2 protein-coding genes and 1 pseudogene are annotated in these 1027 nt (G+C 48.9%); all 3 read right to left on the reverse strand.

Annotated features, from left to right (window positions below; all coding sequences use genetic code 11):
- Window positions 1-58 precede the first annotated feature (58 nt).
- Window positions 59-169 (reverse strand): annotated as a pseudogene (locus HMPREF3096_RS30545) (IS5/IS1182 family transposase); the annotation flags it as partial.
- Between the two features lie 162 nt (window positions 170-331).
- Window positions 332-535 carry an HHA domain-containing protein gene (locus HMPREF3096_RS29555; protein WP_004150739.1) on the reverse strand — a complete coding sequence of 68 codons (204 nt, stop codon included), beginning with the start codon at window positions 533-535 and terminating at the stop codon, window positions 332-334.
- Between the two features lie 60 nt (window positions 536-595).
- On the reverse strand, window positions 596-1027 hold a 432-nt coding region (locus tag HMPREF3096_RS18360), incomplete at its 5' end, for a DNA-binding protein (RefSeq protein ID WP_129085804.1).

Here is a 1027-nt window from a genome sequence, read left to right on the forward strand (position 1 = left end):
TGAAAATCCAGCCAGCTACAGGGTCGTTCGCAAGAAATCTTATTTATTCAACAAAGCCATACCAGGCCTGAATCGCCTCATCATCCAGCCAGAAAGTGAGGGAGCCACGGTTGATGAGAGCTTTGTTGTAGGTGGACCAGTTGGTGATTCTGAACTTTTGCTTTGCCACGGAATGGTCTGTGTTGTCGGGAGGATGCGTGATCTGATCCTTCAACTCAGCAAAAGTTCGATTTATTCAACAAAGCCCAACAAAGCCTCCAATCAGTTCAAATATCATATTCATGATTGCGCTCCAGGTGAGATAACTGCGAACAGACTGATGCCGGCTGTATTATTTAACATATTTCCAGACGCCTGCAGGTATTTTGTCATAAAACTTCCCCATTGCCATTTCCGCCAGCCGGTGATCAACCGCGGCATTGAAATGCTCAAGCTCATCATCTGACAGAGAATATTTATTTTTTTCTATTACCCTTTCCAGGGTTTCCTTCGATGTACAGCGCCGTAGTCGTAAAATCCATTCCTGTTTCGTCATTAGTTTTTTATATCCTGAGGCTTCCCTGGTATTTAATTTTACAAATAACGCAAATTTCTTTCAGGCGTTATGGCCCGTGCCGTTCTGTGTAAGATAATCACTGATGCTCAGACCGGACAAGCGAATGTTATCCGAAATCTCCCTGAACTGCTCCTCCCAGCCGTCCTGCAGCTCCCTGATTGCCGCGATCTGGAAAGCAACACTGAAAGGCGTTCTGCCCAGTTTCTCGGAAAGCCAGAACAGATGCTTGCCAATCTCTTCGTCCGGTACCGAATCGAGCGCATCACTCAGTAAGGTTTTTTCGTCTTCCTGCCAGGGATGACCGGCTCGCGGAAAACGCGGATCAGGCTGGCGGTCTTTTTTCTCCCTTTTTTCCCGTCTGGCAACGGTCGGCGCATCGCCTTTTTTCAAGCCGACGCGCGCTTTCATGGCGCCGATAGCGGCGACGGCCAGTACCAGCGTTTCACGCTCCTGGCGCGTGAGCAGGCTGTC

The sequence above is a fragment of the Klebsiella sp. HMSC25G12 genome (genome assembly GCF_001807705.1).
GTDB lineage: Bacteria > Pseudomonadota > Gammaproteobacteria > Enterobacterales > Enterobacteriaceae > Klebsiella > Klebsiella variicola.

Excerpts from the sequence above, each read along its gene's own strand:
- HMPREF3096_RS29555 (WP_004150739.1), bottom strand. The coding sequence starts at position 535 with ATGACGAAACAGGAATGGATTTTACGACTACGGCGCTGTACATCGAAG.